Annotated in this window: 31 protein-coding genes; 22 read left to right on the forward strand and 9 right to left on the reverse strand. The window is 31.0% G+C overall.

Annotated elements, in window-relative coordinates:
- Positions 1-252 precede the first annotated feature (252 nt).
- Entirely contained in the window at positions 253-1,803 is a 1,551-nt protein-coding gene (gene adh / locus AC5SL3_RS01790) for an aldehyde dehydrogenase (RefSeq protein ID WP_026362714.1), read from the forward strand.
- 45 nt (positions 1,804-1,848) lie between these two features.
- Positions 1,849-2,196, forward strand: a complete 348-nt coding sequence (locus AC5SL3_RS01795; protein ID WP_006997157.1) for a DUF779 domain-containing protein — start codon at positions 1,849-1,851, stop codon at positions 2,194-2,196.
- Here AC5SL3_RS01795 and msrQ read toward each other — a convergent pair whose 3' ends face one another.
- From msrQ to moaA, 6 genes are read right to left on the reverse strand one after another with little or no spacing between them, the layout of a single operon-like run.
- The gene (gene msrQ, locus AC5SL3_RS01800) at positions 2,197-2,766 is read right to left on the reverse strand and encodes a protein-methionine-sulfoxide reductase heme-binding subunit MsrQ (protein ID WP_027306645.1); all 570 of its coding nucleotides are present in this window, start codon (positions 2,764-2,766) and stop codon (positions 2,197-2,199) included.
- A gap of 24 nt (positions 2,767-2,790) precedes the next feature.
- Positions 2,791-3,696, reverse strand: coding sequence for a protein-methionine-sulfoxide reductase catalytic subunit MsrP (gene msrP, locus AC5SL3_RS01805; protein ID WP_027306644.1), 906 nt, complete (start codon positions 3,694-3,696; stop codon positions 2,791-2,793).
- On the reverse strand, positions 3,683-4,135 hold the full coding sequence (locus AC5SL3_RS01810; protein ID WP_027306643.1) for a molybdopterin synthase catalytic subunit: 453 nt from the start codon (positions 4,133-4,135) through the stop codon (positions 3,683-3,685). Before AC5SL3_RS01810 ends, msrP begins: the two co-directional genes overlap by 14 nt.
- On the reverse strand, positions 4,135-4,404 hold the full coding sequence (locus tag AC5SL3_RS01815; RefSeq protein WP_027306642.1) for a hypothetical protein: 270 nt from the start codon (positions 4,402-4,404) through the stop codon (positions 4,135-4,137). The genes AC5SL3_RS01810 and AC5SL3_RS01815 overlap by 1 nt, the downstream gene beginning before the upstream one ends.
- A gap of 2 nt (positions 4,405-4,406) precedes the next feature.
- Positions 4,407-4,952 carry a cyclic pyranopterin monophosphate synthase MoaC gene (moaC, locus tag AC5SL3_RS01820; RefSeq protein WP_027306641.1) on the reverse strand — a complete coding sequence of 182 codons (546 nt, stop codon included), beginning with the start codon at positions 4,950-4,952 and terminating at the stop codon, positions 4,407-4,409.
- Entirely contained in the window at positions 4,953-5,945 is a 993-nt protein-coding gene (gene moaA / locus AC5SL3_RS01825) for a GTP 3',8-cyclase MoaA (protein ID WP_027306640.1), read from the reverse strand. It abuts the gene before it with no gap.
- Between the two features lie 35 nt (positions 5,946-5,980).
- Between moaA and AC5SL3_RS01830 the strand changes: the two genes are divergently transcribed.
- From AC5SL3_RS01830 to AC5SL3_RS01925, 20 genes are all read left to right on the forward strand, one after another.
- On the forward strand, positions 5,981-6,814 hold the full coding sequence (locus AC5SL3_RS01830) for a phytanoyl-CoA dioxygenase family protein (protein WP_020169258.1): 834 nt from the start codon (positions 5,981-5,983) through the stop codon (positions 6,812-6,814).
- 22 nt (positions 6,815-6,836) lie between these two features.
- Positions 6,837-8,279 (forward strand): NAD-dependent succinate-semialdehyde dehydrogenase, encoded by a 1,443-nt coding sequence (locus AC5SL3_RS01835; RefSeq protein ID WP_027306639.1) that lies wholly within the window; start codon positions 6,837-6,839, stop codon positions 8,277-8,279.
- A 3-nt stretch (positions 8,280-8,282) separates the two neighbouring features.
- Complete coding sequence (locus tag AC5SL3_RS01840; protein ID WP_027306638.1) at positions 8,283-9,029, forward strand: SDR family NAD(P)-dependent oxidoreductase; 747 nt, start codon at positions 8,283-8,285, stop codon at positions 9,027-9,029.
- Between the two features lie 3 nt (positions 9,030-9,032).
- Positions 9,033-9,935, forward strand: a complete 903-nt coding sequence (locus tag AC5SL3_RS01845) for an ROK family protein (protein WP_027306637.1) — start codon at positions 9,033-9,035, stop codon at positions 9,933-9,935.
- Between the two features lie 201 nt (positions 9,936-10,136).
- The gene (locus tag AC5SL3_RS01850; protein WP_006997146.1) at positions 10,137-11,396 is read left to right on the forward strand and encodes an ABC transporter substrate-binding protein; all 1,260 of its coding nucleotides are present in this window, start codon (positions 10,137-10,139) and stop codon (positions 11,394-11,396) included.
- A 63-nt stretch (positions 11,397-11,459) separates the two neighbouring features.
- A complete protein-coding gene (locus tag AC5SL3_RS01855) occupies positions 11,460-12,332 on the forward strand; it encodes a carbohydrate ABC transporter permease (RefSeq protein WP_006997145.1) in 873 nt (290 codons plus the stop codon).
- Positions 12,322-13,224 (forward strand): carbohydrate ABC transporter permease, encoded by a 903-nt coding sequence (locus tag AC5SL3_RS01860; RefSeq protein ID WP_006997144.1) that lies wholly within the window; start codon positions 12,322-12,324, stop codon positions 13,222-13,224. The genes AC5SL3_RS01855 and AC5SL3_RS01860 overlap by 11 nt, the downstream gene beginning before the upstream one ends.
- Position 13,225: 1 nt before the next feature.
- Entirely contained in the window at positions 13,226-14,326 is a 1,101-nt protein-coding gene (locus AC5SL3_RS01865) for an ABC transporter ATP-binding protein (RefSeq protein ID WP_494578466.1), read from the forward strand.
- Positions 14,327-15,088, forward strand: coding sequence for an SDR family NAD(P)-dependent oxidoreductase (locus AC5SL3_RS01870; protein WP_006997142.1), 762 nt, complete (start codon positions 14,327-14,329; stop codon positions 15,086-15,088).
- Positions 15,089-15,102: 14 nt separating this feature from the next.
- Positions 15,103-16,878 (forward strand): IlvD/Edd family dehydratase, encoded by a 1,776-nt coding sequence (locus AC5SL3_RS01875; RefSeq protein ID WP_494578467.1) that lies wholly within the window; start codon positions 15,103-15,105, stop codon positions 16,876-16,878.
- A gap of 12 nt (positions 16,879-16,890) precedes the next feature.
- Entirely contained in the window at positions 16,891-17,634 is a 744-nt protein-coding gene (locus AC5SL3_RS01880; RefSeq protein ID WP_494578469.1) for an SDR family oxidoreductase, read from the forward strand.
- A gap of 21 nt (positions 17,635-17,655) precedes the next feature.
- The gene (locus tag AC5SL3_RS01885; RefSeq protein WP_494578470.1) at positions 17,656-18,498 is read left to right on the forward strand and encodes a fumarylacetoacetate hydrolase family protein; all 843 of its coding nucleotides are present in this window, start codon (positions 17,656-17,658) and stop codon (positions 18,496-18,498) included.
- Position 18,499: 1 nt separating this feature from the next.
- Entirely contained in the window at positions 18,500-19,381 is an 882-nt protein-coding gene (locus tag AC5SL3_RS01890) for an SMP-30/gluconolactonase/LRE family protein (RefSeq protein ID WP_494578471.1), read from the forward strand.
- 57 nt (positions 19,382-19,438) lie between these two features.
- A complete protein-coding gene (locus tag AC5SL3_RS01895) occupies positions 19,439-20,308 on the forward strand; it encodes an NAD(P)-dependent oxidoreductase (protein WP_494578473.1) in 870 nt (289 codons plus the stop codon).
- Positions 20,305-21,147, forward strand: a complete 843-nt coding sequence (locus AC5SL3_RS01900; protein ID WP_494578475.1) for a fumarylacetoacetate hydrolase family protein — start codon at positions 20,305-20,307, stop codon at positions 21,145-21,147. The genes AC5SL3_RS01895 and AC5SL3_RS01900 overlap by 4 nt, the downstream gene beginning before the upstream one ends.
- Before the next feature lie 6 nt (positions 21,148-21,153).
- A complete protein-coding gene (locus AC5SL3_RS01905) occupies positions 21,154-21,861 on the forward strand; it encodes a cytochrome c biogenesis CcdA family protein (protein ID WP_494578477.1) in 708 nt (235 codons plus the stop codon).
- A 23-nt stretch (positions 21,862-21,884) separates the two neighbouring features.
- Positions 21,885-22,469, forward strand: coding sequence for an FMN-dependent NADH-azoreductase (locus tag AC5SL3_RS01910; protein ID WP_494577147.1), 585 nt, complete (start codon positions 21,885-21,887; stop codon positions 22,467-22,469).
- The gene (locus AC5SL3_RS01915; RefSeq protein WP_494578479.1) at positions 22,466-23,272 is read left to right on the forward strand and encodes an inositol monophosphatase family protein; all 807 of its coding nucleotides are present in this window, start codon (positions 22,466-22,468) and stop codon (positions 23,270-23,272) included. Before AC5SL3_RS01910 ends, AC5SL3_RS01915 begins: the two co-directional genes overlap by 4 nt.
- Entirely contained in the window at positions 23,273-23,842 is a 570-nt protein-coding gene (locus tag AC5SL3_RS01920; protein WP_494578480.1) for a DUF924 family protein, read from the forward strand. It begins immediately after the preceding gene.
- Positions 23,843-24,063: 221 nt separating this feature from the next.
- On the forward strand, positions 24,064-24,408 hold the full coding sequence (locus AC5SL3_RS01925) for a DUF952 domain-containing protein (protein WP_494578482.1): 345 nt from the start codon (positions 24,064-24,066) through the stop codon (positions 24,406-24,408).
- Positions 24,409-24,744: 336 nt separating this feature from the next.
- Here AC5SL3_RS01925 and AC5SL3_RS01930 read toward each other — a convergent pair whose 3' ends face one another.
- From AC5SL3_RS01930 to AC5SL3_RS01940, 3 genes are read right to left on the reverse strand one after another with little or no spacing between them, the layout of a single operon-like run.
- On the reverse strand, positions 24,745-25,077 hold the full coding sequence (locus tag AC5SL3_RS01930; RefSeq protein ID WP_006997130.1) for a DMT family transporter: 333 nt from the start codon (positions 25,075-25,077) through the stop codon (positions 24,745-24,747).
- A complete protein-coding gene (locus AC5SL3_RS01935; protein WP_494578484.1) occupies positions 25,077-25,412 on the reverse strand; it encodes a DMT family transporter in 336 nt (111 codons plus the stop codon). The genes AC5SL3_RS01930 and AC5SL3_RS01935 overlap by 1 nt, the downstream gene beginning before the upstream one ends.
- 49 nt (positions 25,413-25,461) lie before the next feature.
- Positions 25,462-25,671 (reverse strand): hypothetical protein, encoded by a 210-nt coding sequence (locus tag AC5SL3_RS01940; RefSeq protein WP_011281944.1) that lies wholly within the window; start codon positions 25,669-25,671, stop codon positions 25,462-25,464.

Consider the following 25,671-nt stretch of genomic DNA (forward strand, 5'->3'; position numbering starts at 1 on the left):
GTAGAAAATAATAATATAATTAATGGATCTTCAGACCAATTTTTGTTTAGTTAATTAATGGCTACAAAAAAGAAAAAAACAGCCAAAAAATCTAAAAGTAAGACCAAAAAAAAAATTAAGAAAAACTTGGTCAAGCAATCACCTAAAAATACTAAAAAAGTTAAAAAGAAAAAAGGTGTGGCTAAAGAGAAGTTACTTAAGCCAATAAAAAAAAATAAGCTTAAGAATATTAATAAAAGAGAGAGGGTAAAAATGAGCACAGAAACAGTAAAAGGTGGACGATCTCCATTACTAGATACGTCTCACTTAAAAGTTAAATTTCCATTTAAAGAACAATATGGAAATTTTATAGGTGGCAAATTCGTTAAACCAAAATCAGGAAAATATTTTGATAACGTAAGTCCAATTAATAATGATGTTATATGTTCCGTTCCAAGATCAGATGCAAAAGATGTTGAGGCTGCATTAGATGCAGCACACGCTGCCTTTCCTACTTGGGGAGTTACATCAATAACTGAAAGATCTAACATACTACTTAAAATAGCTGATGTTATTGAAAAAAATCTTGAACTATTAGCTACTGCTGAATGTTTAGATAATGGAAAACCAATTAGAGAGTGTATGGCAGCTGACTTACCATTAGTTGTTGATCATTGGAGATATTTTGCTGGAGTAATCAGAGCAGAAGAAGGTTCGGTTTCAGAGATAAGTAATAGTGAATATTCTTATCATATACCTGAACCACTTGGTGTAGTTGGACAGATTATACCATGGAACTTTCCATTATTAATGGCAACATGGAAACTTGCACCAGCACTTGCTGCAGGTAACTGTGTAGTTTTAAAACCAGCTGAACAAACACCAGCATCAATCTTACTATTAATGGAACTTATTGGAGACTTATTGCCTCCAGGAGTTGTTAATGTTGTAAGTGGTTTTGGTCTTGAAGCAGGTAAACCATTAGCTTCATCTAAAAGAATTAGAAAGATTGCTTTTACAGGTGAGACTACAACTGGACGTTTGATCATGCAATATGCATCACAAAACTTAATTCCAATAACTTTAGAATTAGGTGGAAAATCTCCAAATGTTTTCTTTGAAGATGTTATGGATCAAGACGATGATTTCTTTGATAAATGTCTTGAAGGTTTTGCAATGTTTACCCTTAATCAGGGTGAGGTTTGTACTTGTCCTAGTAGAGTATTAATCCAAGAATCTATCTATGATAAATTTATGGAAAGAGCAGTTGCTAGAACGAAAGCAGTCAAGCAGGACAATCCTCTAAAAATGGAAACTATGATTGGTGCTCAAGTATCATTAGAACAAATGGAAAAAATAAAATCTTACTTAGATTTAGGTAAGAAAGAAGGTGCCAAAGTTCTATGTGGTGGTGAAGTTGCTAACTTAAACAGTGGTTTGGAAAAAGGAAATTATATCCAGCCTACTATTTTTGAAGGTAATAACTCTATGAGAGTTTTCCAAGAAGAAATTTTTGGACCAGTTGTATCTGTTACTAAATTTAAAGATGAAGCTCATGCATTAGAAATAGCTAATGATACTCTTTATGGTTTAGGAGCAGGTGTTTGGACTAGAAATGGGAATATTGCTTATAGAATGGGAAGAGGAATCCAGGCTGGTAGAGTTTGGACTAACTGTTACCATGCTTATCCAGCTCATGCTGCTTTTGGAGGTTATAAACAATCTGGAATCGGTAGAGAAACACATAAAATGATGCTTAATCATTATAGACAGGTGAAAAACTTACACGTGTCGTACAGTGAGAAAAAATTAGGCTTCTTTTAACAGATATATTATAATGGCCTGTATTAAACTACAGGCCATATAACTATGAAAGTTTCCGCAACCCCTTCAGCTTTAGAACTAATTGAAGATCTAAAGAAAGATCATGGTAAAGAATTGCTCTTTCACCAATCTGGTGGATGTTGTGATGGAAGTGCTCCAATGTGTTACCCTGTTAAAGAATTTTTAGTAAGTGATGATGATGTTTTAGTTGGAAAAATTGGTGGTATTCCTTTTTACATAAGTGAAACTCAACATGAAGCATGGAAAAATACAGATTTAATTATTGATTGCATTCAAGGTATGGGTGGAATGTTTTCTTTAGACAATGGAACTGGCAGAAGATTTTTAACAAGATCTGAGATTTGCGTTCCTGAAAAAAAATCAATTAATTAATTAATTAAATTTCATTTTAACTCTTAGTGTAAGTAAAATTACTATAATAATAAGATAAATCAAAGGTTCAACTGTAACTACTTTAACTAACCATAAGTAGTGAATAATTCCTAATAAAGAAATTATATAAACAAGCTTGTGTAGTTTTTTCCATTTATCTCTCAACAACCTTATCATTCGTTTAGATGAAGTAAGAGCAAGTGGCACTAATAAAAGCCAAGCTAAAAATCCAGCAAATATAAATTTCTTTTTTATAATATCATCACCAATACTAGACCAATCAAAACGATAATCTATGCCAACATATGTCATCATGTGTGCTGATGCATAAAAAAAAACAAACAACCCAAACATTCTCCTATAGCTAATCCAAAAATTTAATTTAGTAAATTTTTGTAAAGGAGTCATTGCAAGAGTTATTATGATAAAACGAAGTGTCCACTCACCAGTTACATGTGTTATTTTTTTCACAGGTTCTGGACCTAATTGATTAAAAATAATTTGATAAACAATGATTAATATTGGCAGTAAACAAAAAAAGAAAATTGGTATTTTTATATATTTCTGCATGTTTTATAAAACAAATTTATGTATCTAAAAGTTTTTCTTTAAATCCATACCTGAATATAAATGTGCAACTTCATCACCATACCCATTAAACATTTCAGTCTCAATTCTAGGAGCTAAAATTCCCTCACCTATGACACGTTCTGTGGCTTGTGACCACCTAGGATGTGATACGTTCGGATTAACATTTGAGTAAAACCCATATTCTCTTGGAGACGATCTCATCCAAGATGATGTGGGTATATTTTCAACTAATTTTATTTTAACAATTGCTTTTGCACTTTTAAAACCATACTTCCAAGGAACAAAAATTCTTAATGGAGCTCCATTTTGATTAGGCAATGTTTTTCCATAAACCCCTGTAACAACTGTTGTTATGGGATGCATCGCCTCATCAATTCTTAGACCTTCTCTATATGGCCAATTTAGAACAGGGTATCTTTGACCTTTCATTTGCTCAGGATCATAGACACTTTCAAACTCAACAAACTTTGCTGTATTCTTTATTGATACTTTATTAAGTAACTTACTTAGAGAAAATCCCATCCAAGGAATAACCATTGACCAACCCTCAACACACCTTAGTTTGTAGATTCTTTCTTCCGAAGGAAATAAAGAAATTATTTCTTCAGCTGAAATCGTAACTGGATTTTCTACTTCCCCTTCAATAGTTACACTCCAAGGTTTAGTAATAAATTCTTGTGAATTTCTATAAGGATCACTTTTACTGGTACCAAATTCATAATAATTGTTATACGTCGTAATATCTTCATATGATGTTAGCTTAGTTTTATTTTGTGAATAAGCATTGTTTAAGAATGGTATACTGCTCAAAGATATTGAACCAACACCAAGCCCAATTGATTTAATAAATTTTCTTCTTTTATTGTAAATTAATTCTGGTGTAATTTCTGAATGTTTATATTTTTTCATTTTTAATAGGATTACCTTTTAACCATTCACTTTCATCATTTTTATAATGTTCTTTTTTCCAAATAGGTGATCTTTTTTTGATTTCTTCAATTATAAACCTAGATAATACGTAAGCTTCATCTCTATGTTTGCAGGCAACTGCGATAATTATACTAGTTTCTCCAAGCGCCACATAGCCCTTTATATGCTCTATAAAGACTGCTTTATCTATAATTTTAAGTTTTTCTGTAGTCTCTTTATAAATTTCTTCAAAACTTTTTAGCACTAGTTCGTCATGACTATCATAAGTTATACCAGTAACTTCTTTATTTTCATTAATATTTCTTACATTTCCTGTAAAAATAATTGATGCACCATATGAGCAGGATTTTATAAATGCCTCTGCTTCAGAAGTTTTTATTTTATTTTTTTCAATATCTATAATTTTTGCATGTAACATCAGCCACCACCTATTGGAGGTATAATCCCAATTTTTTGATCTTTTGTAATTTTAAAATTATCATTAACAATATTATTATCTTCAGAGCAAAAAGCAGAGCTTTTAACTATTTTTATAAAATCTTCATTACCTTTAAAATTAATATCCAAGTAATTGATGATTTCTCTTCTTAAATCTTTGATTTCAATTTTTTCTTTAATATTAAATTCTAAGTAATCTTTATTGCTAAAATCTCTACTTGCTCCAAATAACTCAAGTTTAACTTTCATGTTTAAAAAATATCTTTTAAAAACTCTGGTAGTCCATCAGGATTGATCCATAGACCACTTTTTCCACCTTCTTTAATTAATAATTTCACATTATTAATTCTAAGATGTGGGTTTACAATTTTACTAAGATCATAGATTGTAATTAATGCAGCATTAACTCCCATAATAGCTTCCATTTCAACACCAGTTTTTGCAACAGCTGACACAACACAAAAAACCTCTAAAGAGCTATCATCTTCATGCATAATAATTTTTGTTGCAGTATGATCTATTGGAAGTGGGTGACATAATGGAATTAATTCACTAGTTTTTTTAACACCTAAAATTGCTGAAACTTCAGCTAAAGTGATCGGATCACCTTTAGGCATTTCTTTATTTCTAATTAGATTAAAAACTTCTTTTCCTACATAAATTCTCCCAGAAGCTAACGCTCTTCTAAATGTTTCTTTTTTTGATGAAACATCAATCATGTTAAAAGAATTTTTTTTAAAAATTTCTTTAGCCCAGTCTTTTAATTTTTCTTCGTTTATCACTTTTAAGTTTGCCATTTATCCTCCAGTACTAGATAAATTTGGAGTAATTCCAGTATCTCCAAGTTCTAAATAATGTGACTCTTTTTTAAGATGCAATTGTTTTATGATAAGATCTACAAGTTCATCTTTTTGAGCATCATCTTGCAATAAATGCCTGATGCTAATTCCGGTATTACCAAACAAACATAATCTTAAATCACCTCTAGAGGTAACTCTTAATCTATTACAAGTTTGGCAAAAATCTTTAGTATAAGGAGCAATTAATCCAAATTTACCCTCATATTCAGGATGTATAAAGTTTAATGAAGGACCAGCATCTTTACCAAATGTTTGAGATATCCAGTTATTTTTTTCTAAATAGTCTTTGAATATTTTTGAAGAAACATGGTTTTTCTTGAAATAATCTAAATTATCACCAGTTTGCATCAATTCTATAAATCTAAAGTCAATTTTGTTATCTTTTATGAAATTTCCAAATTTTTCAAATTTTTCATAGGTATCATTAATACCTTTGAGTAAAACGGCATTAATTTTTATATTTTTAAAATCTAGTTTTTGTAAAATCTTTATGCCTTCTAAAATTTCATTAAGCCTGTCATGTCCTGTTAGTTTTTTAAAAGTTTCTCTATTTAAACTGTCAATACTAATATTTATTCCATCTAAACCAGCTTCAAATAATTGTTCTGCAATTTTGTTTAAACGATAACCATTAGTTGTCATTGTTACTTTGGGTATATTGGAATTTTGCTTCATATCTTTTAAGATATCAAAAAAGTCTTTTCTAACTGTTGGTTCTCCACCAGTTAATCTAATTTTACAAACACCTAATTCAGACAATGCTTTTGTCAATCTGGATATTTCTTGAGCAGACATAAAACTTCTCGTGTCACCAGGTGTTTTTTTGTAACCTTGTGGTAAACAGTAGGAGCACTTATAATTACAGACGTCTGTGATCGATAGTCTTATGTAGGGAAATTTTCTTCCAAAAGTATCACTTAGTAATTTCATCTTATATTTATTACATTATATTATAATAATAATATATGAGCAAAATTATTACCAAATCGGAACTGGATCTATTTAAAAAAGACGGAGCTGTCTTAATCAAGGGTAAATTTGATAACGCATGGATTGACAGGTTAAAAACAGGGATTAATAAAGCCAAAGAAAACCCTAGTCCGCGATTTGTAAATCATACTAAAGATCAAAATCAACCTGGATATTATGAGGATTTTTGGACTTGGGATTTACATGAAGAATTTAGAGATTTCGTGTTTAAATCTCCTACTGCAAAAATTGCAGCAGAGCTTTTGGAAGCAAAAAAAATTAATTTAGTAATGGATAATTGGTTTTTTAGAGAAGCAGGGTCAAAATCATTACCCCCTTTTCATCATGATATATCATATTTTGATTTTGAAGGATCTATGTGTGTTTTGTGGATACCACTTGAACCAATAAAAAAAGAGGATGGTATAGCATGGGTTAAAGGTTCTCATTTGTGGGATAAATTATTCCTAAGAACGCGGTTTAATGACGGCCACGAAGTTGATGGTGAACCAGGGATTGTTAATGGAAAAAAATATGAATTAACTCCCGATATATTAAAAAATAAAAATGATTATGAGTTTTTGCAGTGGGATCTAGATATTGGGGATTGTATTTATTTCGATATTAGAACATTACATGGAGGATTAGATACTGTTATACCAAATAGAGATATACATCGTTACACATTAAGAATGGCAAAAGAAAATTCGCAGATTATTTATAGGGGAGAATGGGCAAGAGAGGAAAGGTCTATTATGGAAGCTAATGGCTATAAAAATGGTGACAAATTAGAAGGTATAATGTTTCCAAAACTTTGGTCTTTAGGATAAAAGTAGTAAAAATTTATAAATTATGTACGAAAAATTTGGACAATTTATTGATGGTAACTGGTCTCCTTCAGCAGACAAGGGAACTTATGAGGTTATCAATCCAGCAACAGAAGAAATTTTAGGTCATGCTTCTAAAGCAACATCAACAGATGTTGATAAAGCATTAAAGTCAGCTGAAAAAGGATTACAAATCTGGAAAAAAACAACACCCTGGGACAGATCTTATATTCTTAGACGTATAGCAGATAAACTGCGAGAGAAAAAAGATTTATTAGCTAAATGGATGACTTTAGAAAATGGAAAACCTTTAGCAGAAGGTGTTGGTGAAACAAATGGTGCAGCTGACATTTTTGAATGGAATGCCGAAGAGACAAAAAGAATTTTTGGTCAAACTATTGAAAGTAGGTTTGAAGACACAAGAGTACATGTTTACTATCAACCAGTTGGAGTTGTAGCAGCATTATCACCTTGGAACTTTCCACTTATTTTAGCAGCTAGAAAAATATCAACTGCACTTGCAGCTGGTTGTTCAGTTATTATTAAACCAGATACAATTACACCTGGTGTAGTAATGGAGTTAGTAGATATTTGTAGAGAATGCGGTGTTCCACCGGGAGCGGTTAATCTTTTATCAGGTGACCCTCCAGCTATAGCTTCTCAATTAATTCAATCAGATATAATAAAAAAGATTTCGATTACTGGATCATTAAGAGTTGGGAAATTAATTTTAAAACAAGCTGCAGATAAAGTTCAAAGAGTAACAATGGAATTAAGTGGTCATTCTCCTTTTATAGTTTTTGATGATGCTGATGTTAAAAAAGCAGCTGATATGGCTATTGCTGCAAAATTTAGAAATAATGGACAAGTGTGTATTTCTCCTAATAGATTTTATATTCATGAAAATAAAAAAGAAGAATTTATAAATTTATTTATTGAGAGAACTAAAAAGTTAAAAATTGGAAATGGAATGGATCCCGATACTCAATTAGGTCCATTAACAACTCAAAAAAGATTAAATGAAGTTGAGGAATTAGTTGAAAAAACTAAACAAGAAGGAGCTAAAGTTTTATTAGGTGGAAAAAGACCAGCAGGCTTTAATAAAGGTTTTTATTATGAACCAACAATTTTTGATGATGTGAAAGATGACTTTACCATTATGAAACAAGAACCATTTGGACCCTTAGTTCCGATATTGTCATTTAAATCTTTTGATGAAGTTATTGAAAGAGCTAATGATAATGATCTTGGCTTATGTAGTTATGTTTGCACCAATTCTATGAAAACAGCCCATCTTGCATCCGAAAAATTAGAAACAGGATCTGTAGCAGTTAATACAGGTGTTGTTGCAATTGCTGAGGCACCATTTGGGGGAATAAAACAGAGTGGATACGGTAGAGAAGGTGGATCAATGGCAATTAAAGATTACCTTAATGTCAAGTACACTCATATGGGTATCAAAGGTTAACATATGAATAGTTATAATTTAAAAGGCAGAAGGGCAATAGTAACGGGTGGGGCTCAAGGTTTTGGTTTTGCTATTACGAAAAGATTTTTAGAATCTGGTGCTGAAGTTATAATTTGGGATATAGATCAAAAAGCTATTGATAAAGCTTTAAAAGAACTTTCATCTGAAAAATGTAGTCATCAAATAGTTGATGTAACTAACTTTGATGACATAACAAAAAATATTGAAAAAATTACCAAAGAAAAAAATATTGATATTTTTATTAATAATGCTGGAATGGCAGGTAAAAATACACAAGTTTGGAATTATCCAAATGATGAATGGCTAAAAGTAATGAACTTAGATTTAAATTCTGTTTTTTATTGTTGTAAAGCAATAGTACCTCACATGATTAAAAATAACTATGGTAGAATAGTAAATATTGCATCTATTGCAGGAAAAGAAGGAAACCCAAATGCTAGTGCATATAGTACCGCAAAAGCAGGTGTTATAGGACTTACAAAATCGTTAGGTAAAGAATTAGCTGATAAAAATATTGCTGTTAATGCTGTAACGCCAGCAGCAGCTAAGACTAGAATTTTTGATCAAATGACTGAGGAACATATAAATTATATGTTATCCAAAATACCAAGAAATAGATTTGCCAAAGTTGATGAATTGGCCTCATTAGTCACTTGGTTAGCTGCAGAAGAGAATTCTTTTTCAACAGCTGCAGTTTTTGATTTAAGTGGTGGAAGAGCAACTTATTAAGTTATGCAAATTGGATTTGACGTTGGTGCCACAAAAATAGAAAGTGTCATTTTAAAAGATAACGGTGAAGAAGTTGATAGAAGTAGAAGAGACTGTCCAAAAGATTATATTTCAATAGTTCGAACCATAAAAGATGTTGTAGTTGAGCTAGAAAAAAAACATAATAAAACATTACCAGTTGGTGTATGTCATCCAGGCGTTCATTCTCCACAAACAGGACTAGTTAAAAATGCGCCTAACTGTGTTTGGATTGAAAAACAACCTTTTCAAAAAAGTCTTCGTGAAGCTCTAAATAGAGAAGTTTTTTGTGAAAATGATGGAAATTGTTTTGCATTATCTGAAGCAATAGATGGTGCTGGTAAACATTATAAAATTGTATACGGAATTATTCTTGGATCTGGTGCGGGAGGTGGATTGGCTATAGATAAACAGATTGTTTCAGGACCTAATGGTGTTGCTGGGGAATGGGGTCACAATCAGCTACCATTTATGGCTGCCCAAAAAGAGGAGCTTAAGACATTAAATCTAAGAGATGCAGAGGTTGAAAGTTTTGTATCAGGGTTAGGGTTAGCTAAAAGATTTAATAAAAAGTATAAAAAAAATTTGAAAGCTAACGAAATATTTGAACTCTATAGAAGACATGAACTAGATGCAGAAAAAATGATAGAGGAATTTAAGACTAATCTTGCAATGTCTTTGGCCACTATAGTTAATATTCTTGACCCAGATGTTTTTATATTTGGTGGTGGTGTTACAAATGAAATAGATTTTTTTGATGAGATAGAAAACTTAACTAAAAAATATGTTATAGGCAAAGAATATGAAGGTGTTTTCTTAAAACCCAAATATGGAGATGCCAGTGGAGTTAGGGGTGCGGCAAGATTAGGTAGAAAATCAAGCTATTAAATTTTCATATCTATCAAAAAGTGAATAAATTTTTTTTATAAAATTTTTTATTCAAATAAAACATAGTTAAATTTAAAAATAATTAAATCAATCTTAGGTTGTAGAAAAAGTTTTTTGTTTAGGTTTTTTTGTTTTTTTAATAAGTTAATTTTTTAAATTAATTAATCGATTAATTATATTAACTAAAAAGAGGAAAATAAAATGAAAATGAAGAAACTGATAGTTGCTTTAATAGCTCTAGCTCTTACTCCAAGTGTTTCATTTGCAGCACCTAAGGCTGAGGTATTGCACTGGTGGACAGGTGGTGGTGAAGCAAAAGCTTTAAAAGTATTACAAGATGAGTTTGCTGCACAAAATGGAGTTTGGTTAGACATGCCTGTTTCTGGTGGTGGTGGAGATGCAGCAATGCAAACACTAAAAGCTAGAATAGTTGCTAACGATGCACCAGCAGCAGCTCAAATTAAAGGTCCTACAATTCAAGAGTACGATGAAGAGGGTGTAGTTGCACCTTACAACATTGATGCTGTTGCAAAAAAAGAGGGTTGGGACAATCTTTTAAGTAAGCAAGTTGCTAGTCATATGAAATGTGATGATGGTAAAGCGTATTGTGCTGCACCTGTAAACATTCACAGAATTGACTGGATCTGGGCTAATAAAAAAGTTCTAGATTCTAATGGTATTAAAATGCCTTCTACTTGGGCAGAGTTTAATGCTGCTGCGGATAAACTACAAGCAAATGGAATTATTCCTTTAGCTCATGGTAGTCAACCTTGGCAAGATGCAACAGTATTTGAAGCTGTAGCTCTTGGTGTCGGTGGTAATGATTTCTACAGAAAAGCTTTTGTAGATTTAGATGCTGCTACGTTAGGTGGATCAACTATGACTAAAGTGTTTGATCAAATGAGAAAACTTAAAGGTTACACTGATGCTGGTTCTCCAGGTAGAGACTGGAACGTTGCTACTGGTATGGTAATGGAAGGCAAAGCTGCTTTTCAAATCATGGGTGATTGGGCAAAAGGTGAATTTGCTGCTAACAACATGGCACCAGGAAAAGATTATATCTGTGCGCCAACTCCATCTAACAATGGATATCTTTACAATGTAGACTCATTTATTTTCTACAAAGTTAAAGGTAAAGATAAAGTTGAAGGTCAAAAACTACTTGCTAGCTTAATGATGGGAAAAAACTTCCAAAAAGTTTTCAACATCTATAAAGGTTCGATACCTGCAAGATTAGATGTTTCTATGGATGAGTTTGATATGTGTGCTAAAAAATCAAACGCAGACTTAAAAACTGCTGGTTCTAAGGGTGGATTACTACCAAGTTTTGCTCACGGTATGGCATTAAGACTTGCACAAAAAGGTGCTATTCAAGATGTAGTTACTGAGCATTTCAATTCAAATATGTCTTCATCTGATGCTGCTAAAAAACTAGCTGCAGCAGTTAAGGCTTCGCTATAATAAAAAAAAGTACGTTAAAATCTGCGCTTTCATAAAAATGATAGCGCAGATCTAATTAAAAATATGTTTTGGTTAAAAAAAAATTTACCTAAATTAGTTCTAGTACCATCACTTGGAATTTTATCTTGGTTTGTGTATGGTTTTATTTTTTGGACGATTTATATTTCTTTTACAAAATCTAAGATGCTACCAAGGTACGAAATTTGGGGGATAGATCAGTATATTAGATTATGGAATATGCCAAGATGGCATGTAGCAGTTGAAAATTTACTAATATTTACAGTGTTATTTATAATCTTATGTATTGCTATTGGAATTCTTCTTTCAATATTACTGGACCAAAAGATTAGAGCAGAAGGTTTTTTAAGAACAATTTATTTATACCCTATGGCTTTATCGTTCATAGTGACAGGAACAGCTTGGAAATGGGTTCTAAATCCAACACTAGGCATTGAAAAGTTTGTTAATGATATGGGTTTTGAAACCTTTAAATTTGATTGGTTAGTAACACCAGAAATGTCAATCTACACGATAGTAATAGCCGGTGTATGGCAATCTTCCGGATTTATTATGGCAATTTTTTTAGCAGGCCTGAGATCGGTTGATGATGAAATTATTAAAGCTGCAAAAATAGATGGTGCAGGAATTTTTTCAATTTATAGTAAAATTATTCTTCCAATGATGAGACCAGTTTTTATGAGTGCAATAGTAATTTTGGTTCATTTATCAATCAAGAGTTATGATTTAATTATAGCACTAACCTCAGGTGGGCCAGGAATTTCATCAGATATGCCCGCAGTGTTTATGACTGCTATGGCTTTTCATAGAAGTGAAGTGGGACTAGCATCTGCAAGTGCGATAATGATGTTTTTAACAGTATCTGCAATTGTTGTGCCGTATTTGTATTCAGAATTAAAGAGGGAAAATGCAAGATAAAGAAAAATTAAATCTTAATAGATTAGAAGCAAATTCTAAAAGAAAAAATATTATCTATAGATGGATTTTATATTTTATATTAGGAATTTTTGTATTTTATTATTTAACCCCACTATATGTAATGATTGTAACATCATTTAAAACTATGCCAGAAATTAGACAGGGTAATTTATTTTCTTTACCAGAATCTATTAAGTTTGATGCTTGGAAACAGGCCTGGGATGGAGCTGGATTTACAGGAGGTGATGTTGTTCTTAAACCTTATTTTTGGAATTCTATTAAGTTAGTAGTCCCAGCAGTTATAATATCAACTTTACTTGGAGCTATTAACGGTTACGCTTTAACAAAATGGAGATTTAAAGGAGATTCATATATATTTCTATTATTTTTATTTGGAACTTTTATACCCTATCAAGCAATATTATTACCAATGGCTAGAACTCTAGGTGTCCTAGGAATGTCAAATTCAATAAGTGGGCTAATATTAGTTCATGTAGTATATGGAGTTTGTTTTACAACATTATTCTGCAGAAATTATTATGTATCTATTTCAGATGAAATGGTGAGAGCTGCAAGAATTGATGGAGCAGGATTCTTTAAAATATTTTTTAAAATTATCCTACCAATTTCTATTCCTATACTAGTTGTAACTGTCATTTGGCAATTCACACAAGTATGGAATGATTTTTTATTTGGAGCTACTTTTTCATTTGGGGAAGCAGCACCAATTCAAGTAGCCCTTAATAATTTGGTATTAACAAGTACAGCTGTCAAAAGATATAACGTAGATATGGCAGCAGCAATTATTACAGGTGTTCCAACATTAATAGTTTATATTCTTGCTGGAAATTATTTTATTAAAGGACTAACAGCTGGATCAGTGAAAGGATAATATGGCAACTTTAAAAATTAATGACATCAATAAAAACTTTGGAAAAACTGAAGTTTTAAAAGGAATTAATCTAGATATTAAACACGGTGAATTTCTTGTACTTTTAGGACCATCTGGGTGTGGAAAATCTACATTGTTAAATACAATTGCAGGTCTAGAAACATCCAATAGCGGGGATATTTTGATAGACGATCATAATGTAAATAATATGGAGCCAAGTGATAGAGATATTGCTTTAGTGTTCCAGTCTTATGCTCTTTATCCAGCAATGACTGTTAGAAAAAACGTTACCTTTGGACTGGAACAAAGAAAAACTCCAAAAGAAAAAATAGAAAAAGCATTAAATGATGTTTCTAATTTATTACAAATAACACAACTGTTAGACAGAAAACCATCTCAATTATCTGGTGGTCAACGTCAACGGGTTGCAATGGGTAGAGCGTTAGTAAGAGACCCCAAAATTTTTCTATTTGATGAACCGTTATCAAATCTTGATGCAAAATTAAGAGTTGAAATGAGAAGAGAAATAAAAAAACTACATCAAAAACTTGGAACTACAATAGTTTATGTTACACATGATCAAACGGAAGCTATGAGCTTAGGTACAAATATTGCAATTATGGATCATGGATTAATTCAACAATGTGATACACCTAAAAATATTTACAATAAACCTGAAAGTGTCTTTGTTGCAGATTTTATTGGATCTCCATCAATGAATTTGATTGAAGGTAAATTAAAGAAACATGATAATAATATTATTTTTATGCCCAATGGTTCAAATGAAGGTATTAAAATACCAGTTGGGAACTACTCTTTTAAAAATGAATTTGAAAACACTGAACTAACTACTTATTTAGGAATTAGACCAGAACACATTTACTTTGATAAAATTAATCCTGATTGTTTTGAAATTGATTTAAAGTCGGAGCTTTTAGAATACACAGGTCATGAGCAAATAGTAACGTTTGATTATCTTGGACAACAAGTTCTTGGTAAGTTTGCATCTACATTTGATATAGAAATAAATAAAGAATTAAAATTAAATATTGATACATCTCAAATTTCTTTATTTGATAAAGATTCAAAAAAGAGAATTTAAATGACAGCTATTTATGAAGATTTAAAAAATAAAAGAGTTTTTGTAACTGGAGGCGGTTCTGGTATTGGTGCCTCTATCGTAGAGCATTTCTGTGAACAAGGTTCAGAAGTATATTTTATAGATATAAATGAGAAAGCATCAAATAAATTAGTTTTAGAATGTAAAAATAAAAATTTTTCTGTTCCTACTTTTATAAAGTGTGACCTATTAAATATAAAAGATTTACAAAATACTATATCAAAAATTATTGATAATAATGGAGCAATCGATGTTTTGGTAAATAATGCAGCAAATGATGAGAGACATTCTATCGATGAAGTAACTGAGGAATTTTGGAACGAAAGAATGAATATTAATTTAAGACATTATTTTTTTACAGTTCAGTCAGTTAAAAAAGCAATGATAGCAAATAAAAGTGGCTCCATTATAAATATTGGGTCTGTTTCATGGATGATTGGACAAGGTGGAATGGCTGCTTATACTGCTGCTAAATCTGGCGTTGTGGGTTTAACGAGATCTTTTGCAAGAGACCTTGGTGAGTTTGATATAAGAGTAAATTCAGTAGTTCCTGGTTGGGTGATGACAGAGAGACAAGTTGAGAAATGGTTAACACCTGAGTCTGAGGCAGATATGTTAAAAAAACAGTGTTTAAAACATAAGTTAATGCCCTCAGATATAGCTAAAACAGTTCTATTTTTTGGTTCTGATGCTTCATCTGGATGTACTAATCAAGATTATGTAGTCGATAAAGGTTGGTTATAATAAAATTCACAAAAATGAAAAAAAAAGAATTAAGAAGCAAACAGTGGTTTGATAATCCAAATGATCCAGCTCTTACTGCTCTATATTTAGAAAGATATCTAAATTATGGAATGACAAGACAAGAATTGCAATCTGGAAAGCCTATAATCGGAATTGCTCAATCTGGTAGTGATCTATCACCATGTAATAGACATTTTCAAGAATTAAGTAGTAGAATTAAGGATGGGATTAGACAGGCGGGAGGAATACCCATTGAATTCCCAACTCATCCTATTCAAGAAACAGGTAAAAGGCCTACAGCTGGTTTGGATAGAAACTTATCTTACTTGTCTTTAGTAGAAGTTTTATTTGGCTATCCTATAGATGGAGTAATTTTAACAACTGGTTGTGATAAAACTACGCCAGCAGCATTAATGGCTGCGGCAACTGTAAATATACCAGCAATAGTTTTATCAGGTGGTCCGATGCTTGATGGAAGTTATAAAGGAAAAAAAGTAGGTTCTGGAACTGTAGTTTGGGAAGCGAGAAAACTGCACGCAAAAGGAGAAATTACATATGATGAATTTATGGACATGGTTGCTGCATCAGCACCAAGCATAGGTCATTGTAATACAATGGGAACAGCTTCATCTATGAACTCTATTGCAGAAGCATTAGGAATGTCTTTAACAGGCTGTGCGGTTATACCAGCTCCATACAGGGAAAGATCACAAATTTCATTTGAAACAGGAAAAAGAATTGTTGATATGGTTCATGAAGATTTAACACCTTCAAAAATCATGACTAAAGAAGCATTCGAAAATGCAATATTAGTTGCAAGTGCAATAGGAGCTTCAAGTAATTGTCCACCACATCTCACAGCAATAGCAAGACATATGGGTTTAGAATTAGATATAGAAAATTGGCAAACACTAGGTCACGATATCCCATTACTTGTAAATTGTCAGCCAGCTGGTGAACACTTAATGGAAAGATTTTATAGAGCAGGAGGGGTTCCTGCAATTATGCAAGAATTATTAAAAAATAATAAATTGCACAAAAACGTACTTACAGTATCTGGGAAAACTGTAGAAGAAAATTTAAAGATTAAAATAGATGTAGATACTGATGTTATTAAATCATTTGAAAATCCACTAGTAGAAAATGCAGGTTATATCGTTATGAGAAGTAATTTTTTTAGTTCTGCTGTTATGAAAACATCGGTTATTAGTGATGAGTTTAGAAAAAGATATTTATCAGATCCAAAAAATAAAAATGTATTTGAAGCTAATGCCGTAGTATTTGAAGGACCAGAGGATTACCATTCAAGAATAAACGACGAAAAGTTAAATATAGATGAAAAATCAATTTTGATGATTAGAGGCTGTGGACCCGTAGGTTATCCAGGTTCCGCTGAAGTTGTAAATATGCAGCCACCAGATAGATTATTGAAAAAAGGGATTAACACTCTTCCAACATTAGGAGATGGCAGACAAAGTGGCACTTCAGAAAGTCCATCTATTTTGAATGTTTCACCAGAATCGGCTATTGGTGGGGATTTATTGATAGTTCAAACAGGAGATAAAATTAAGATTGATCTTAACAATAGAAGAATTGACTTATTAATATCAGAGACTGAGATCTCAGATAGAAAAAAAAATACCAAGATCCCAGTATTAACAAACCAAACACCATGGCAGGAAATTTCCAGAAAAATGGTGGGTCAATTAGAAACGGGTGCTTGCCTAGAAACTGAATCTTTATATTTAGATATAACAAACACAAAAGGGATGCCTAGGCATTCACATTAAAAAAGGAAAAACATGAGCAATCGACTAGAAGGTAAAAATATTATTGTAACAGCAGCAGGCCAGGGAATTGGTAAAGCAACGGCTATAGCATTTCATAATGAAGGAGCAAATGTAACTGCAACAGATTTAAATAATAAAACTTTAGCTGAATTAAATAATGAATATCCTAAAATTAAAGTTCAAACTTTAGATTCAACAGACAATAATGCTATTTCAGAGTTTATGAAAAGTGTTGATAAAGTTGATGTTTTATTCAACGCAGTAGGTTTTGTTCATCATGGAACTATTCTAGAATGTGAAGAAAAGGATTGGGATTTTTCTTTTGATGTAAATGTCAAATCTATGTATCAAATGTGTAAAGCAATTTTACCTTTAATGGTTAAGCAGAATGGTGGAAGTATAATTAACGTTTCGTCATGTGCCTCAAGCCTTAAAGGTTTCCCAAATAGATTTGTCTATGGAACTACAAAAGGAGCAGTAATTGGCTTAACTAAATCAATAGCTGCAGATTTTGTAAAACAAAATATTAGATGCAATTCTATTGCACCAGGAACAGTATTTTCACCTTCTTGGCAAGATAGAGTTAATCAAAGCCCGGACCCGGTACAAGCAAAGAAAGATTTTATAGCAAGACAACCAATGGGAAGACTTGGAACAGCAGAAGAAATAGCTGCTGTAGCAGTTTATTTAGCTGGAGACGATGCAACATTTACTACAGGAACAACAATTTCTGTTGATGGTGGAATTTCAATTTAATAAATTAAGAAAAGGAAAATCATGAAACTATTAAGAGTAGGTGTTAAAGGAAAAGAAAAACCAGCAGCATTAGATAAAAATGGAAAAATTAGAGATTTAAGTTCTCATATTACTGATTTAAATTCAGATACTGTAAATTTTGAAACTATTAAAAAATTAGAAAGTATAGATTTAGAAAACTTACCTGAAATTTCAAATTCTGAGAGAATAGGAGCTTGTATTAATAAACCCGGAAAGTTTGTAGCAATTGGTTTAAATTATTCTGACCATGCGGCAGAGTCTGGTATGGATGCTCCATCAGAACCCATTGTATTCATGAAAGCGACAAGCTCAATTAATGGTCCTAATGACGATATTGAAATTTCAAAAGATTCAAAAGAGCTTGATTGGGAAGTAGAATTGGGAATAATTATCGGAAAAGACACTAAAAATATTAGTGAAAAAGAGGCTGAAAATCACATTCTTGGATATTGTTTAGTAAACGATGTGAGTGAAAGAGAATGGCAACTTAAAAAAATGGGACAATGGGTTAAAGGAAAATCACATGATACATATGGACCAATTGGACCATATTTGGTCACTAAAAATGAAATAACCAATATCAACAGTCTTAATTTAAGCTTGGATGTTAATGGGCAAAGAATGCAAACTGGAAACACAGATAAGATGATATTTAATGTGTTCTTTATTGTTTCATATTTAAGTAAGTACATGACGTTACAAGCGGGTGATATTATTACCACTGGAACACCTCCAGGAGTGGGTATGGGAAAAAAACCTCAAGTATTTTTAAAAGCAGGTGACACAATTAGATTGTCGATTGACAATTTAGGTGAACAAAACTCAAAAATTGTAGCAGAATAATTTGAATATCATAACTTCAGAGCCTAAAGTTATTTGGAATTCAAAAGCAATATTAGGTGAAGGCACTCTCTGGGTGCCATCACATAATTCAATTTACTTTGTTGATATTAAGAAAAAAAAAATTTTAACTTTAAATATAAAAACTAATAAAAAAAGAATTATTAAAGTTGATAAAGAAATTGGATTTCTTGCTCATATTAAAAAAGATATTTTTATACTTGGTTTACAATCAGAGCTTAGAATTATTAATCTTAAAAATAAAGAAACTATTAGATCTATTCCAATTGAAGAAGATATACCTCTAAATAGAATAAATGATGGAAAGATAGACCCTAAAGGTAGACTGTGGTTTGGAACTATGGATAACCCTGAGAGAAATATAAAAAATGGATCTTTATATTGTTTAGATAAAAAACTTAATATTCATAAAGTAGATACAAAATATTACATTACAAATGGACCGGCTTTTATCAATGCTGAAAATTTCTTACACACAGATAGTCGTAGTAAAACAATTTATAAAATTAAAATAAATAAAAAATATAAAATAGTTAAAAAAACAAAATTTTTAAAATTCTCTAAAAAGGATGGCTCACCTGATGGAATGACGATTGACTCAAAAAAAAATATTTGGGTTTGTCATTTTGGTGGAGCATGTATTACAGTTTATAATTTAAAAGGTAAAAAAATTCATAAAATTGACTTACTGGCAAAAAATATTACAAATTGCACATTCGGTGGATTAAAAAACAATGATATTTTTGTATCAACTGCCTTAAAAGGTATGAGCAAACATGAAATTAAAAAATATAAACTTTCAGGCTCTTTATTTAAGATAAAAACAAATATTAAAGGAATTCAGCCAAAATCCTTTAAGATATAATAATTATAAAGTGATTAAGCTTAGTTAAGAAAATATTATAGGTTATATTTAAATTATATGATGAATATTGGTTTTATTGGAATTGGTCTTATGGGTTTTCCCATGACAAAAAACCTTCTTAAATCAGGCTATAATTTAAAAGCTTATAATAGATCTCAAGATAAAGCAGATAGATTAAAAGAATTTGGGGCAGAAATATCCACATCTATCAAAGACGTTGTTACAAATTCCGATGTAGTTATTACAATGCTCACAGATGATGCGGCAGTTGAGAAAGTAATGGGTAGTGATGAATTTATATCCAATATTAAGGAAGGAGCTACAGTAATTGATATGAGCTCTGTCAATCCTGTTATTACAAAAAAATATGCTGAGATTTTAAAAGAAAAAAATATTAACTATCTAGATGCACCCGTATCTGGAGGAACAATTGGAGCAGAAGAAGCTTCTTTAGCTATCATGGTGGGTGGTGATGAAAAAACATTTAAACAATGTTATGATCTTCTTAAAATATTAGGCAATCCAACACTTGTAGGCCCCGTGACATCTGGTCAAATTTCAAAACTAGCAAATCAAATAATTGTAGGTGTTACTATTGGAGCTGTAGCGGAGGCCATCACTTTATGTGAAAAATCTGGTACCAACCCAAGTAAAATGATTGAAGCATTATCAGGGGGCTGGGCTGATAGCAAAATACTGCAAACACACGGAAAAAGAATGATTGATAAAGATTTTACACCAAAAGGAAAAACTACAACACAGTTAAAAGATATGACTAATATTGTTGATGCTGGAAAAGCTGTTGAAACTCATTTGCCTATTTCTAGTTTAATTAAAGAAATGTATAAAGATCTAGTAGCAGATGGTCAGGGAAATACAGATCATAGCTCCTTATATAATGCAATTAAAAAAATAAATAAAAAATGAAATTTTTAAGAATTGGAAAAGAAGGTCAAGAAATTCCTGTAGTATTAGATAAGGATGGAAAATATAGAAATCTATCATCGATTATTAAAGACTTAAACCCTGAAAGTATTAATTTTGAAAATTTAGAAAAGATTAAAAAAATGAATCTTGAGAGCTTGGAAGAAATAAATCAAAATGAAAGAATAGGATCTTGTATTTCTAAACCTGGAAACTTTTTTGCAATTGGTTTAAATTATGTGGAACATGCAAAAGAAACTGGTGCGAAAACACCTGAAAACCCAGTTCTATTTAATAAGTCTGTTCATTCTATAATTGGACCAAACGACAATGTAATCATCCCCAAGACTTCAAAAAAATTAGATCATGAAGTTGAAATTGCTTTTGTGATTGGAAAAAAAGCAAAAAGAGTTTTAGAAAAAGATGCACAAGATTATATTTTTGGATACTGTATTTGTAACGATATTAGTGAGCGTGAATGGCAAAAAGAAAAAGGGGGCCAGTGGGTAAAGGGTAAATCTGGTGATACATTCGGACCTTTAGGTCCATATTTAGTAACTAAAGATGAAATTCAAGACATTAATAATTTGAATTTAATGCTAGATGTTAATGGTCACAGACATCAAACAGGTAACACTAATCAGATGATTTTCAATTTTAACTTCTTGGTAGCCCATATTACAAGTTTTATAACGTTAATGCCTGGTGATATAGTTACAACAGGAACTCCTCCTGGAGTTGGTCTTGGCATGAGTCCTCCTGTTTTTTTAAAAGATGGTGATAACATGGAGCTATCAATTGATAATCTTGGAAGACAAAACTTAAAAGTGTTAGCTGAATAATATTTAATGTTAGAATTATTTATTGCATTTGGCGCAGGGTTAATTAGCTTTTTATCTCCATGTGTCTTACCTCTAATACCTGGTTATGTTTCATTTATTACTGGTAGTACATTAAATGAAATTTTAGAAAAAAAGAAAATAGATTTATTGCCGTTGATAGTTTTTTCATTAGGTTTTTCTTTTGTATTCATTGTCTTTGGTGCAACTGCTTCTTTCTTAGGACAAATTCTTTTACAAAATTCTCAAATTTTAAGAACTATTGCTGGAGTTATAATAATCATATTCTCTCTTCAATTAATTGGTGTTTTAAATATTAAATTTCTCAATGTTGAAAAGAAATTTTATACAAAAAAATCAAATAATATTTTCTTTGTATTTATTATTGGAATGGCATTTGGCTTTGGATGGACACCGTGTATTGGCCCTATTTTAGGATCAATTCTTGCTTTAGCTTCTACTGAAGAAACTATTTATAAAGCAATTTTACTGTTAAGTTTTTATTCACTTGGATTAGCGATACCTTTTGTCCTATCGGGTTATTTGATGCAAAAGTTTTTACTATTTTCAAAAAATTTCAAAAGAAATATTAGTTTGGTTACAAAAGGTGGGGGTATAATACTTTTAATTACAGGAATTTTAATTTTAACAAACCAATTACAAGTTCTTGGCTATTATATTCTGAATTATTTACCATTTTTACAAAATTTCGGTTAAAAACTACTAAAGACAATTAATTCATGAAAATATATCAAATTGACACCAGCGCTAGAAAAGAAGGTTCTACCTCAAGAGCTTTAGCAAAAAAATTATTGGATAAAATTAAAAAGCCAGAAGATGAGGTTGTTTACCGAGACCTTAATGACGAAATGATCTTTATTTCTAATTTAACTGAGTCAGGAATGAAAATCCCTGATGGTGAGCAAACAGAGCAACATAAGAAAATGTTTGAAATGTCTGATAAACTAGTCATGGAGTTAAAAGAAAGCGACACAATTATAATTTCTGTACCAATTTATAATTTTGGCCCACCAGCAACACTAAAAGCCTGGGCAGATTTGGCAGCAAGAGTTAAAGAAACATTTAAATATAATGAAGACGGAAGCAGGGTAGGTTTGCTTGAAGACAAACAAGTTTATCTCATAATTACATCTGGTGGCACAAAGATCAATAGTAAGGAAGATTTTTTAACACCTTGGCTAACGCACGTTTTAAATTTTTTTGGTATAAAAAAAATAGATATTATTGCTGCAGATCAATTGGCCATAGATTATGAAAAATCAATTAAAGATGCAGAAAAGCAAATTGAGAATATAATACAATGAGTTTATTAAGCGTTAATGAATATAAGTTATATTCGAAATTTTTAAGCAATTTAGCAAAAGACTTAAATAAATTTTATTATTCAAAACTTAATAAAACTTTTGTGATATCTAATAAGCTTAAAGGCAAAGGGTATGATCCTGTTACAACAGCTGACAAAGCATTTGAAAAATTTATTAGATTAAAAATTAAAAAAAAATTTCCAAATCATCAAGTTATAGGTGAAGAGTTTGGCCACAAAAAATCAACTAGTGACTTTACATGGGTGATAGATCCTATAGATGGAACAAGATCATTTGTAATAGGTAACCCCACATGGAGCAATTTAATTTCTCTTAATTTCAAAGGTAATCCTGTTGTAGGTTTAGCGAATTTTCCAATATTAAATAAGTACTATTTAAATTTTGATTATAAAAACTCTTTTGTTTTTGAGCAGGGTAAAAAAAGAAAAATTTTTGTTTCAAAGAATGTCCCTTTTTCCAAAATAAAAGTTTCAGGTGCTTTCCATGGTGCAGTTAGCCTTAGGCAGCAAATGAAAATACCAAAAGTTTTAAAATTAATGCAATTTCCAACTGCAGATGCATTAAGTTATTCTCATCTATGTGAGGGAAAAATTGATGTTGTATTTCAGGCTACAAATAAAATTTGGGATATTCATCCACTAATGCCAATTATAAAAGCAGCAGGTGGAGTTGTAACTACTTGGGATAATAGAGATGCAGTTAACGCAGGAAATATTTTAGTATCTGCAAATCAATTAATACATAATAAAATGCTTAAACTTTTAAAACCAGTTTCTAAATAAATGTCTGTAGTACCTACCAAGGCTCAAGAAATAATCGATTTCTGGTTTAAAGAAACTCCAATTGATAAAAGATTTAAAAGAGATGAAAAACTTGATGCTTCTATTAAGAAATTTTTTTTAAAAGATTTTGAATTAGCAAGTACAAATGAATATGATGATTGGCAAGACACTCCATTAGGAAGTTTAGCACTAGTTATTTTGTTTGATCAATTTTCAAGAAACATGTTTAGAGACGACTCAAAAGCTTTTAGTCTGGACCATAAAGCAAGATTAATAGTTAATGATTCTGTTTATGCTGGATTTTTAGATGAAATGGATCAGGATCAACGATTATTTATGCTACTACCACTCATTCATAGTGAGGAGATAACTGATCATGATATGGCCTATTATTTACTCGATAAATATTTAAAAGATCATCCGAATTTAGTTTCTATAAAAAAATCTTGGAAATATCACACATTAGCAATTAAAAAATTTCATAGATATCCCCATCGAAACATAGTGTTAGATAGAAAATCTACTCCTGAGGAAATAGAGTTTCTAGGTCAACCAAACTCATCCTGGTAAATCGTCCACTAAGTGAACAGATAAAATAAAATATCTAATATTTGCTTTCTATTAGTGACAAATAGTCATTTTAATATTGAAATTTACTATCTATAAGGAGCTCATAAAATTTAAAAAAATTAACATTATCTTCTCTCTCTATTAGATAGTTAATATTAACTTCCCTCTTTCGAGGGAAGTTTCTTATTGTCAATATCCCTCCCGAATAATATAAATTTTGAATGAACTTTAAGTTTGTTTATAAAATATGTACCAAATCTGAATGGCAAGAGGTTAAGACTAAAGGTAAATTAACAGGTTCTAAAAAAGATTTAGAAGATGGTTACATTCATTTTTCAGGTGACGATCAAGTTGCTGGAACGCTTAAAAAATTTTACCAAAATCAAAAAGATTTAATTTTATTAAAGGTTGATACTTTAAAGTTAGATCATTTAGTTTGGGAACAAGCATCAGATGGAAATATGTTTCCACATTTATATTCGCCATTAGATATTTCTAATGTAGTAGATGAATTTGATATTACTTTAGATGATGAAGGCAATCATGTGTTGCCGGATATTTTTTGACCGCTTTTTTTTTAAGGGGGTCACCCTTTCGGTAAACTCCAAAAGAGTTCCCCTATAAGTCAGCGGTTTACGCTAAAATCTATAATAATAGATTTTTTATTTTCTATGGTCTTATCTAGTCTTTGATTATTTAATCACACCAGTTATGTGTCAGGTGGTGATAAATTCATAATCATCCTCCTTTATTGATATTCATATATTAGCATTTTTGAATACTCTATTCAAAATATTTATTTCACTTTATGTTAAATATATTTATTGAATGCAACCTAGCAAAACTGTAGGATTTCGATAATTTTAGAAACTCTTCTAACTAATTTTATTTAAATAATTTTATTAATTATTACCTAAAAGATTTACCATTAGTACACCCACAATAATAAAACATAAACCAACTATCGAATAAAGATTTGGAACTTGATTATATTTGATTATGCCAACACCTACAGTTGAGATAATCGCAAGACCCGCAAATGATGCGTAAGTAATTCCCATTGGAATATTTTTCATCACCATTGATAAGGCATACATACATAAAACTATAGTAATTGCCGTAATAATACTTGGAACAAGTAGAGTAAAACCTTCGGCGCTTTTTGCAAAACTATTTGAAGCAACACCTAGTACTACTGCTAAAGCTAGAAATAAGTAGGAAGTTGTCATATTCATTAATTAGTTTTTCCCATTGTATTCAATAATATAACTCCAATTATTATTAAAGATATTCCAAGAGTAGCATAAAAGTTTGGTGTTTGATTATATTTCACAACACCAAAAATTGTTACAGCAGTAATAGTGAGACCTCCATAAGTAGCATAAGTAAAGCCAACAGGTATAACATTCATTGCCTTAGATAAACAAAAGATACATGCAACAATTGTAATAATGCAAAAAAGAGTAGGGTAAATATTTGTAAAGCCCTCTGTAGCTTTTAAAAAACCATTGGATGAAATACCAAGTATTATTGCCAATACTAGAAATATGTAGCCGCCAGTAAGATTCATCTAATTATCTTAAATGAAATATTGTTAGAGATATATAATTATTTAGATATTACCACCAACCCATTACACGGCCGTTACCAGCAATAATTAATAGGCAAGTTAATACATGAAGCGCTATCCAAAATGTTCTAAAGGCTAATGCTTTTTTAACATCGTTTTGTTTTATAGGTAAAAATTCAGGTTTGTCTTTGTCATTAATACCTATGGGCATCCCAACTGTTCTTGCCCAAATTTTTAACCAACGTCTTTGACCAGTCAT

The sequence above is a fragment of the Candidatus Pelagibacter sp. PS_34 genome (assembly GCF_059417845.1).

Excerpts from the sequence above, each read along its gene's own strand:
- adh (WP_026362714.1), top strand. The coding sequence starts at position 253 with ATGAGCACAGAAACAGTAAAAGGTGGACGATCTCCATTACTAGATACG.
- AC5SL3_RS01795 (WP_006997157.1), top strand. The coding sequence starts at position 1,849 with ATGAAAGTTTCCGCAACCCCTTCAGCTTTAGAACTAATTGAAGATCTA.
- msrQ (WP_027306645.1), bottom strand. The coding sequence starts at position 2,766 with ATGCAGAAATATATAAAAATACCAATTTTCTTTTTTTGTTTACTGCCA.
- msrP (WP_027306644.1), bottom strand. The coding sequence starts at position 3,696 with ATGAAAAAATATAAACATTCAGAAATTACACCAGAATTAATTTACAAT.
- AC5SL3_RS01810 (WP_027306643.1), bottom strand. The coding sequence starts at position 4,135 with ATGTTACATGCAAAAATTATAGATATTGAAAAAAATAAAATAAAAACT.
- AC5SL3_RS01815 (WP_027306642.1), bottom strand. The coding sequence starts at position 4,404 with ATGAAAGTTAAACTTGAGTTATTTGGAGCAAGTAGAGATTTTAGCAAT.
- moaC (WP_027306641.1), bottom strand. The coding sequence starts at position 4,952 with ATGGCAAACTTAAAAGTGATAAACGAAGAAAAATTAAAAGACTGGGCT.
- moaA (WP_027306640.1), bottom strand. The coding sequence starts at position 5,945 with ATGAAATTACTAAGTGATACTTTTGGAAGAAAATTTCCCTACATAAGA.
- AC5SL3_RS01830 (WP_020169258.1), top strand. The coding sequence starts at position 5,981 with ATGAGCAAAATTATTACCAAATCGGAACTGGATCTATTTAAAAAAGAC.
- AC5SL3_RS01835 (WP_027306639.1), top strand. The coding sequence starts at position 6,837 with ATGTACGAAAAATTTGGACAATTTATTGATGGTAACTGGTCTCCTTCA.
- AC5SL3_RS01840 (WP_027306638.1), top strand. The coding sequence starts at position 8,283 with ATGAATAGTTATAATTTAAAAGGCAGAAGGGCAATAGTAACGGGTGGG.
- AC5SL3_RS01845 (WP_027306637.1), top strand. The coding sequence starts at position 9,033 with ATGCAAATTGGATTTGACGTTGGTGCCACAAAAATAGAAAGTGTCATT.
- AC5SL3_RS01850 (WP_006997146.1), top strand. The coding sequence starts at position 10,137 with ATGAAAATGAAGAAACTGATAGTTGCTTTAATAGCTCTAGCTCTTACT.
- AC5SL3_RS01855 (WP_006997145.1), top strand. The coding sequence starts at position 11,460 with ATGTTTTGGTTAAAAAAAAATTTACCTAAATTAGTTCTAGTACCATCA.
- AC5SL3_RS01860 (WP_006997144.1), top strand. The coding sequence starts at position 12,322 with ATGCAAGATAAAGAAAAATTAAATCTTAATAGATTAGAAGCAAATTCT.
- AC5SL3_RS01865 (WP_494578466.1), top strand. The coding sequence starts at position 13,226 with ATGGCAACTTTAAAAATTAATGACATCAATAAAAACTTTGGAAAAACT.
- AC5SL3_RS01870 (WP_006997142.1), top strand. The coding sequence starts at position 14,327 with ATGACAGCTATTTATGAAGATTTAAAAAATAAAAGAGTTTTTGTAACT.
- AC5SL3_RS01875 (WP_494578467.1), top strand. The coding sequence starts at position 15,103 with ATGAAAAAAAAAGAATTAAGAAGCAAACAGTGGTTTGATAATCCAAAT.
- AC5SL3_RS01880 (WP_494578469.1), top strand. The coding sequence starts at position 16,891 with ATGAGCAATCGACTAGAAGGTAAAAATATTATTGTAACAGCAGCAGGC.
- AC5SL3_RS01885 (WP_494578470.1), top strand. The coding sequence starts at position 17,656 with ATGAAACTATTAAGAGTAGGTGTTAAAGGAAAAGAAAAACCAGCAGCA.
- AC5SL3_RS01895 (WP_494578473.1), top strand. The coding sequence starts at position 19,439 with ATGATGAATATTGGTTTTATTGGAATTGGTCTTATGGGTTTTCCCATG.
- AC5SL3_RS01900 (WP_494578475.1), top strand. The coding sequence starts at position 20,305 with ATGAAATTTTTAAGAATTGGAAAAGAAGGTCAAGAAATTCCTGTAGTA.
- AC5SL3_RS01905 (WP_494578477.1), top strand. The coding sequence starts at position 21,154 with ATGTTAGAATTATTTATTGCATTTGGCGCAGGGTTAATTAGCTTTTTA.
- AC5SL3_RS01910 (WP_494577147.1), top strand. The coding sequence starts at position 21,885 with ATGAAAATATATCAAATTGACACCAGCGCTAGAAAAGAAGGTTCTACC.
- AC5SL3_RS01915 (WP_494578479.1), top strand. The coding sequence starts at position 22,466 with ATGAGTTTATTAAGCGTTAATGAATATAAGTTATATTCGAAATTTTTA.
- AC5SL3_RS01920 (WP_494578480.1), top strand. The coding sequence starts at position 23,273 with ATGTCTGTAGTACCTACCAAGGCTCAAGAAATAATCGATTTCTGGTTT.
- AC5SL3_RS01925 (WP_494578482.1), top strand. The coding sequence starts at position 24,064 with ATGAACTTTAAGTTTGTTTATAAAATATGTACCAAATCTGAATGGCAA.
- AC5SL3_RS01930 (WP_006997130.1), bottom strand. The coding sequence starts at position 25,077 with ATGAATATGACAACTTCCTACTTATTTCTAGCTTTAGCAGTAGTACTA.
- AC5SL3_RS01935 (WP_494578484.1), bottom strand. The coding sequence starts at position 25,412 with ATGAATCTTACTGGCGGCTACATATTTCTAGTATTGGCAATAATACTT.
- AC5SL3_RS01940 (WP_011281944.1), bottom strand. The coding sequence starts at position 25,671 with ATGACTGGTCAAAGACGTTGGTTAAAAATTTGGGCAAGAACAGTTGGG.